The sequence below is a fragment of the Gemmatimonas sp. genome (assembly GCF_044345575.1).
Taxonomy (GTDB): Bacteria; Gemmatimonadota; Gemmatimonadetes; order Gemmatimonadales; family Gemmatimonadaceae; genus Gemmatimonas.
The window spans coordinates 1-7,781 of sequence record NZ_JBIJAW010000158.1 but is presented as its reverse complement, the minus strand read 5'-3'; the positions used below and the strand labels follow the sequence as shown (position 1 = coordinate 7,781).

General features: G+C 67.0%; 6 protein-coding genes. 4 read left to right on the top strand and 2 right to left on the bottom strand.

Going from position 1 to position 7,781, the window contains the following annotated elements:
* Positions 1–28 precede the first annotated feature (28 nt).
* On the bottom strand, positions 29–1,393 hold the full coding sequence (gene glmM / locus ACIQ6O_RS10300) for a phosphoglucosamine mutase (RefSeq protein WP_396207700.1): 1,365 nt from the start codon (positions 1,391–1,393) through the stop codon (positions 29–31).
* A gap of 214 nt (positions 1,394–1,607) precedes the next feature.
* On the opposite strand from glmM, the gene ACIQ6O_RS10295 reads away from it, so the two are divergent.
* Positions 1,608–2,276 (top strand): hypothetical protein, encoded by a 669-nt coding sequence (locus ACIQ6O_RS10295; protein ID WP_396207699.1) that lies wholly within the window; start codon positions 1,608–1,610, stop codon positions 2,274–2,276.
* Between the two features lie 24 nt (positions 2,277–2,300).
* On the opposite strand, the gene ACIQ6O_RS10290 is transcribed toward ACIQ6O_RS10295, so the two are convergent.
* A complete protein-coding gene (locus ACIQ6O_RS10290) occupies positions 2,301–3,416 on the bottom strand; it encodes an HD-GYP domain-containing protein (protein ID WP_396207698.1) in 1,116 nt (371 codons plus the stop codon).
* A 164-nt stretch (positions 3,417–3,580) separates the two neighbouring features.
* Here ACIQ6O_RS10290 and ACIQ6O_RS10285 point away from each other — a divergent pair, with 164 nt between their 5' ends.
* The 3 genes from ACIQ6O_RS10285 (at position 3,581) to purD (ending at position 7,387) form a co-directional block, all read left to right on the top strand.
* Positions 3,581–4,750, top strand: coding sequence for a trans-sulfuration enzyme family protein (locus tag ACIQ6O_RS10285; protein WP_396207697.1), 1,170 nt, complete (start codon positions 3,581–3,583; stop codon positions 4,748–4,750).
* Positions 4,751–4,892: 142 nt separating this feature from the next.
* Complete coding sequence (locus ACIQ6O_RS10280) at positions 4,893–5,960, top strand: M48 family metallopeptidase (RefSeq protein WP_396207696.1); 1,068 nt, start codon at positions 4,893–4,895, stop codon at positions 5,958–5,960.
* 149 nt (positions 5,961–6,109) lie between these two features.
* Positions 6,110–7,387, top strand: a complete 1,278-nt coding sequence (purD, locus tag ACIQ6O_RS10275; protein WP_396207695.1) for a phosphoribosylamine--glycine ligase — start codon at positions 6,110–6,112, stop codon at positions 7,385–7,387.
* Positions 7,388–7,781: the final 394 nt, after the last annotated feature.

Below are 7,781 nucleotides of genomic sequence, written 5' to 3'. Positions count from 1 at the left end.
GTTCAGGTCTGGGAACGAGCCGGCTGGCTCAGACGAGCGCCGCGAGGGGAGCTCGCGCCTGCGCAATGAGTTCACGTGCCGCGTCCAACGTCGGCGCCTCGGCGATGACGCGCACGATGGGCTCCGTCCCCGACGGGCGCAGGTGCACCCACCGGTCCGCCCAATCAAGGCGCAGTCCGTCCTGGGTATCGGCGTTCGCATCGGCGAAGGCGCCGCGCAGCGCTTCGTATACGGCGTCGAGCGCCGCATCGGGGCGATCGAGCTTGTCCTTCACAATCACGTAGCGAGGCTTCGCCGCCACGAGCTCCGACAACGGACGATCCTCCTCGAGCATCAGCTGCAGCATCAGCGCGGCACCCACGGGTGCGTCGCGGCCGAGGTGCATTTCCGGGAGGATGACACCGCCATTGCCCTCACCGCCGATCGTCGCACCCGCATCGCGCATGGCGAGCGCCACATTCACCTCGCCCACCTTGGCGAAATGGAACGGCACGCCCATTTCGGCAGCCACATCCGAGACCACCTTGCTGGTCGACAGGTTGGTGACCACCGGACCGCGGCGATGCCGAAGCACGGTGCGCGCCGCGAAGGCGAGCGTGTAATCCTCGCCAGGCGCCTTGCCGTCGTCGAGCACGAGGGCCAAGCGATCGACATCGGGGTCGGTGGCGAAGCCGATGTGAGCGTGCGTGGCCTTCACGAGCGCTTCGAGCTCGCCGAGGTTGTCCGCGACGGGTTCCGGCGGCCGATGGAACCGACCATCGGCTTCCATGTTGATCGCGTACACCTCGCAGCCAAGCTCGGTGAGCAGCTGCGGCATGATCACACTGCCGGCCCCGTGGCAGCAGTCGAGTGCCACGCGGAAGCGCTTGGCGCGAATGCCCTCCACATCGAGCCACGGCAACGCCAGCACCTGCGCGATGTGGCGCGCGATGGCTTCGTCATCCTGTTCGATGGTGCCGAGCTGGTCCCACGTGGCGCGTGGAATACCGGTCTCGAGCAGCGCGCGCATCTCCGCGCCTTCGGCGGCCGAAAGAAACAGCCCCGAGGGACCGATAAACTTGAGCGCGTTCCACTCGATGGGATTGTGGCTCGCCGTGATTCCGAGCCCGCCCGCCGCGTGATGATGCTCGACGGCAAGTTGGATGGTCGGTGTGGGCGCCATGCCGATGTCGATCACGGTGCAACCGACCGACTCGAGCGCGCCGTGCACGATGCGCGTGAACATGGGGCCGGACACGCGGCTGTCGCGTCCCACCACCACGCGACGATTGCCGCCCCGCGCGGCCCACGCGCCAAATGCGGCAGCGAAGGTGGCTACCACCTCCGGCGTCAGCGCTTCGCCGACCCGTCCACGCACACCGGACACACTCACCATCAACCCGTCGAACGCCATAGCCGACCTCAGAAATGATTCATCGGGAAATTTCCCGATTCGTGCACAATACAGGAACTTAGGTGCGTCACACCCGCGGAACCAACCCGGCCCTGCCCCCCGGGCGAGTAGCCCGGGAAGCCCCGACAAGGACGAACGCCGGCCTCGGGCGTTACAGTCCGGGCCCAATGCGGCACCCCGCGCCACCCACTGGCGCAGGGCGTTATCGTGACGCATGGATCCGCTGGCACTCCTCCCCTATGCGCTCGCTGCGGCCGGTGGTCGCGTCGCCGGGCATGACGTGACCGCGCTCGTGGCGGCCGGCGTCACGCTGCTGCAGCGATCGGCGCCACTCGTGCGCGCCCTCGCCGGTCGGCGATCGGCGGTCTTGCTACCACCGGGTGCGGCCTGGCTCGTGGCCCTCGCGGCGAGCGATGGACGCGCCATGGTGGTGCTCGATCCGCACGAGGCGGCGTCGACACCGCTGGACGCCCTCTTGGAGACACAAGGCATCGGCGCGGTATTCACCAATCGGGCCCTGCTGTCGCTGGTACCGTTAGATGTCCCATATGTGCTGCTCGACGATGCGCCACGGCAGGCGCGCGTCTGCGCCAACGGACGCGACAGTGAGGTCGATCTGGGGACGCACTTCGCGCTCGACCTCATTGGTGACAGCAATGGCGACGGCTCGCCGGAAGAGTGCCTGCGCCTGGCGCGCCGTGGCGATGCGCTGACGCACGCCGACATTCTTGGGGCCGGCCGACGGGTGATGCACGAACGCGGCCTCACGCCGCTGCATCGCGCCGTGTGGACGGCAGTGCCGGCGTCGCTCGAAGACTTCGTGCAGTGCGTGGTGGCGCCGTTGCTCGTCGGCGGGGGCGTGGAGCCCGGCGGGTCGGTGTAGCCCCCGACCCGCGGCTCGCCGCCGTCAGGCGACAATCTGCAGCGAGGGGCGATGCGGCACGCGCGCATCAGGCGGTACGACCGCGCGCGCGGCGAGGGCTCGCTCGAACGCCTCGACGCACTGCGGATCGAATTGCGCCCCGGCGCAACGCCGGAGTTCGGCCAATGCCTCCTCGACGGGCATGCCCGCGCGATAGGGGCGCCCACTCGTCATGGCGTCGAAGGAGTCGGCCACCGCCGTGACGCGCGCCGCCAGCGGAATGTCCTCCCCCGCGAGACGATCGGGGGTACCGTGCCCATCAACGCGTTCGTGATGCGAACGCACGACGGCCAGCGCCACCGGCATGTCGCGCAGCAGCGGTGCGAGCAGACGCCAGCCGATGACCGGGTGCTCCATGACGTGGGCGTACTCCTCGGCCGTGAGCGGGCCCTCCTTGTTCAGCACCGACTCACGGACCCCGATCTTGCCGATATCATGCAGACGACTGCCCAGCTCGAGTTGTTCGAGCTGGGGCGGCTCCATTTGCAGCTCCCGCGCAATCGCCACGGCGTACTGCGACACGCGCGTCGAATGGCCCCACGTGTACGCGTCCTTCACTTCGAGCGCCTCGGCGAGCGACCGTAGCGAGGCGAGAAACAACTCTTCGTACTGCCGCGCCTGCTGCGCCACGCGCTCTTCGAGCCGTGTGCGGTAGGCGGCGTTGTCGAGCAGCAGCCGCCGCTTCTCGAGCGCCTGCAGCACACGCGCGCGCAACTCTTCGGTGGAGAAGGGCTTCGTGAGATAGTCCAGTGCACCGGCGTCGAGGCAGCGCACGGCAAGGTTCACATCGGAGATGGCCGTGATGATGACCACCGCCGTACCGGGCCAACGCACCTGCACCGTATCGAGCAGCGCCGCGCCGTCGAGCTCGGGCATGTGAAAGTCACTCAGCACCAGCGGGACCGGCTGACCGGCCAGCACGTCGAGCGCCTCGCGGCCGGTGGCGGCTTCGAGACACTCGAACCCTTCGGCTCGCATGAGCCGACGCAACACCGCGCGCAGCGAGGGATCGTCGTCCACGATGAGGCAGCGGCGGGGATCCCCAGCCAACGCCTCCTGCAGCCGTGCCGATGTGTGATCGGCTCGCCCTGCTGCGTTCATGCCGCGGGGAACGGGTCGCGCGGAAACACGGGCCACTGGACGGCCGGCGGTGTGGCCACGGACGGCGTGCGGCGAAGGGGCCCGAAGATGCCGTTGGGAGCTCGCCGGGGCTGCGCCGCCGCACTAGCTTCCCGCTTCATCTCCCCACGGACGACCCGGAGCCCATGACGCGCATTTTCGACGAAGATCTGGCGGGCGGTTTCGCCACCCGCGCCATCCACGCTGGCCAGCGCCCGGACCCGGTGTCCGGTGCCATCATGACCCCGCTCTACCTCACCAGCACCTATGTGCAGGAGAGCATCGGCGTCAACAAAGGGTACGAATACGCCCGTGGGAAGAATCCCACCCGACAGGCCCTCGAACGCAATGTGGCCGTCCTCGAGGGCGGCACGCACGGCTTCGCGTTCAGCAGCGGCATGGGGTGCCTCGACTCGATCATGAAGCTGTTCCGGGCCGGCGACCATATCGTATGCGCCGAAAACGTGTACGGCGGTACCTTCCGGTTGTTCGATCGAATTCTGCGGCATATGGGGCTGTCCTTCACATACGTGGATACGAGCGAACCGCAGCGGGTGGACGACGCGATGACGCCCGCCACGCGTGCCCTCCTCGTGGAAACCCCCACGAATCCGCTCATGCGCCTGACCGACCTGCGCGCCATGAGCGACATCGCGAAGCGACACCAGGCCCTGCTGATCGTCGACAACACCTTCGCGACGCCGATCTACCAGCGCCCGCTCGAACTGGGCGCGGACATCGTCTGGCATTCGACCACGAAGTACATCAACGGCCACTCTGATATGATCGGCGGGCTTGCGGTCGTTCTTGAGGATGATCTGGCGGACCGCCTGCAATTCATTCTCAACGCGGCCGGCGCCGTTCCGGGACCGTTCGACGCGTGGCTGGCGCTGCGTGGCACGAAGACGCTGCCGCTCCGCATGAAGCAGCACGACCTGAATGGGCGGGCGATCGCCGACTTCCTGGTGAACCGTCTCGGTCCCGAGCGCGTGATCTATCCCGGGTTGCCCACGCATCCGCACCATGAACTGGCCAAGCGGCAGATGTCGGCCTTCGGCGGCATGATGACGCTCGACCTAGGGTCGAAGGACAACGCGCGCTCCTTCCTCGAGAAGGTGCGGGTGTTCTCGCTGGCCGAGTCGCTGGGCGGCGTGGAAAGCCTCACCAATCACCCCTACACCATGACCCACGGTTCCGTCCCGGCCGACGTGAAGGATGCGATGGGCCTCACCGACGGGATGGTGCGCCTCAGCTGCGGCATCGAAGACGCCGAGGATCTGATCGAGGATCTGGAGCAGGCGCTGGTGGGGATTTGAGGGAGTAGACTCAAAACTGAGGACCGAAAGCTGAAAGCTCCCCCGGGCATCTCGTGATGCCTCAGGGGGAGCTTTCGGTTTTCAGCTGTCAGCTTTCGGTCGTTCCTGCAACCTTTCTCGGGTTTCCACCGTACGATTCCCCATGGCAACCCAACTCCTCCAGATCAGCTCCGTCACCTGGGAGCATCCGGCCGATCGGGCCGCATTGCGCGCGTTGCGCGCGCTCCCGGGCTTCGACGAGGTCGTGCGCAAGATTGCCGGCGCGTTCGGCGAGCGCGGGGTCCGCAATCTGTTTCTCGGTGATGCCGTATTGGTGGGGCCGACGCAGCGCCCTGCCCTGCACGGCCTCTATCAGGAGGTCATGCAATCACTCGACTGGCCGAATGCCGGCCTGCCGGCCCCGCAGCTGTATGTGGCACAGACGCCGATCGCCAATGCCGGCGCGGTGGGCTTCGACCAGCCGTTCATCGTGATCAGTTCGGGCACGCTCGAACTGCTCGACCGCGACGAGCAGCGGTTCGTGCTGGCGCAGCAGTTGGGGCACATCATGACGGGACGCACGACGTATCGCACCATCGCACTCATCGTGCTCTTCTTCGGCATGAGCGCACTGCCCTTGCTGGCGAGCATCGCCCTGCTGCCATTCCAGCTCGCCCTGCTCGAGTGGTACCGCACGTCGGAGCTCAGTGCCGACCGCGCCGGCATGCTGGGCTCGCAGGACCCGCGCGCGAGTCTCATGACCTTTCTCAAGCTCGCCGGTGGCAAGCCGGACGGGGACACGCTCGATCTCGATGCGTATCTCGCCCAGGCCGCAGAGTACGAGATGGGCGGGACGGCGTGGGATAGCGTGCTCAAGGCGCTCAACACCGCGCTGCGCGAACACCCGTTCCACACGGTGCGAGCTGGCGAATTGCATCGCTGGCAGCAGTCAGGGGCGTATGGCGCCATCGTCGGCGGCGATTACATCCGCCGCGGTAGCGAAGCCGAACGGCCGTTCCGCGACGACATGCGGGACGCGAGCGACTACTACCGGGAGAAGGCCAAGGAAGCCGCCGACGCCGTGGGTGGGGTGATCAACCGCGCCGCGGACGCGTTCCGCGATGCATTCAAAGCCGCGGCGAGCATGGGTGATGCGGCGCCGGGGCCGAGTGCTCCGCCGCCACCGCCGCCGCCGAGCGAGCCGCCGGTTGGCAATGAGGCTCAAAGCTGAGGACCGAAAGCTGAAAGCTCCCTTGGAGATCCCGTGATCTCTGGGGGAGTTTTCAGCTTTCAGCTTTCGGTTTTCAGTGTGCGGGGACAGCACCCCCCCCCCCCGCGCCTCCATCCCTCTGCGCCTCCTGCCCGCAGTAGATTGCGGGCATGAAGATCCTCCTCCTCGGCTCGGGCGGCCGTGAACATGCCCTGGCAGATGCCCTCTCACGTGAGAACACACCGGTCGAACTGATCGCGGCGCCCGGAAACCCGGGTATCGCGGAACTGGCGCGTCTGGTGAGCATCAACGCGAACGACCCGCACGAGGTCGCGGCGCTGGCAGAAGCCGAGCAGGTGGAGTTGGTGGTGGTGGGCCCTGAAGCGCCGTTGGCGGCCGGCGTGGTGGACTACCTGCAGCAGCGCGGCATTCCCGCGTTCGGCCCCACCATGGGCGCGGCGACGGTGGAAACCAGCAAGGCCGACACCAAGGCGCTCATGATGGCCGCGGGCATCCCCACGGCACACGCCGAAACGCATCGTGTGGCGCGCGAAGCCAAGGAGGCGGTTCGCACACGCTTCGGCGCCCCGGTGGTGATCAAGGCCAGCGGTCTCGCCGCCGGGAAGGGCGTGATCGTGTGCATGAGCGAAGACGAAGCGTTCGACGCCATCGATCGTATTCTCGACGATCGCGTGTTCGGCGAAGCCGGTGCCGAGTGTCTGGTGGAATCGTTCATGACCGGCGAGGAGCTGTCGCTCTTTGCGATCGCCGACGGGACAGATGTATTGCCCATGATCGGCGCGCAGGATCACAAGCGACTGCTTGACGGCGATGAGGGGCCCAACACGGGTGGCATGGGCGCCTACACGCCGGTGTCGTTATCGACGCCGGCACTGGTCGACGATGTTACGGAGCGCGTCTTCCTCCCCACGTTGCACGCGCTGCGCAAGCGCGGCACGCCGTTCAGCGGCCTGCTGTACGCGGGACTGATGCTCACGCCTGACGGCCCCAAGGTGGTGGAATTCAACTGCCGCTTTGGCGATCCCGAAACGCAGGCCATTCTGCCGATGCTTACGAGCAGCCTGCTCGACCCCATGCTCGCCGTGGCCCGTGGCGGTCGTATCGGCAACATGGCGCCGTTCACGTGGCGCAGCGGGGCGAGTGTGACCACCGTGGTGGCGAGCGGCGGCTATCCCGATTCACCCAAGACCGGGTTCCCCATTCACGTGCCAAGCTTCGGTGACGCTGTGCGGGTATTCCACGCCGGCACCAAGCGCAGTGGCAGCGAACTCCACACGAGCGGCGGGCGGGTGTTCGCCGTGACGGCACTGGCCGACACGTTCGCGGCAGCGCAGCAAGCATCGCGCGACGCGGCCTCGCGTATCGAGTTCGAGGGGGCGGTGTATCGCCGCGACATCGGGTGGCGCGAGGCGGCGCGAGTCGGCTGAGGCGAGCAGGTATTGAGCAGCGAGGAAACGCGTCCACACGGAGATCGCCGAAAGAGGTGAGGGCACGGAGCACTTCGTGCTTTCACTTTCTTGATCAATCAGTCCTCCATGCCCTCACCACGCTCCGTGAGCTCTGTGCTTTCGCGTTTCCCGGCCGCCTCGAGCTATCCTCACCAATCCCGAGGCGGTGAGGCTGAGGGAAACGCGTCCACACGGAGATCACCGAGGAGGGCGAGGGCACGGAGCACTTCGTGTTTTCACTTTCTTGATCAATCAGTTCTCCATGCCCTCACCACGCTCCGTGAGCTCTGTGCTTTCGCGTTTCCCGGCCGCCTCGAGCTATCCTCACCAATCCCGAGGCGGTGAGGCTGAGGGAAACGCGTCCACACAGAGA